Source organism: Pseudoalteromonas sp. SK18 (assembly GCF_001974855.1).
Classification (GTDB): domain Bacteria; phylum Pseudomonadota; class Gammaproteobacteria; order Enterobacterales; family Alteromonadaceae; genus Pseudoalteromonas.
This window is the reverse complement of sequence record NZ_MTQB01000070.1, coordinates 1-532: the sequence shown is the minus strand read 5'-3', so window position 1 is coordinate 532 and position 532 is coordinate 1. Positions and strand designations below refer to the sequence as shown.

Annotated in this window: 2 pseudogenes; both read left to right on the top strand. The window is 43.6% G+C overall.

Annotation, left to right across the window (positions count from 1 at the left end):
* Window positions 1–299: pseudogene (locus tag BW139_RS18185) on the top strand (hemin ABC transporter substrate-binding protein); the annotation flags it as partial.
* A pseudogene (locus BW139_RS18180) lies at window positions 296–532 on the top strand (iron ABC transporter); the annotation flags it as partial. The pseudogenes BW139_RS18185 and BW139_RS18180, both read left to right, overlap by 4 nt.

The window sequence follows — 532 nt, the reverse complement described above, 5'->3', positions numbered from 1 at the left end:
TGCCCAACTTACTGTTTAACTATGCAGGCATTACCAATATAGCTGCATCGCACTCAGGCTTTAAAGCAATTAACAGTGAAGTACTGGCTGTAAATCAGCCCGATTTTTTAGTAGCGCCAGCGCATGTTGTGCAAAGCCTTGGTGGTAAACAAGCCTTTTGTAAACAGCCTACACTTCGCTTATTAAAAGCAGCGCAAGAGTGTCAGTTACTGGTCATGGACAGTTTACTTTCACTGGGCATGTCGCCGCGTATTGCAACTGCGATTCAAGCATTGCATGAGTATAAAACACGCTTATGAGCACGTTAACTTTGAATCGTTTTAACGCCATAACACTCAGTAACCCGCATAAGTGGATGCTATTAAGTTATGGCTGCATTTTTGCTTTAACATTACTTAGCATAGGCTATGGAGCCGCAGGATGGGATTGGCGTTTAGCGATTGCATGGCTAGCCCCTGAGCATTTTAGTCAATTTGATGCGCTACAAATCAATGCGGTTACACAAATACGCCTGCCTCGTTTTGTTCTTGCA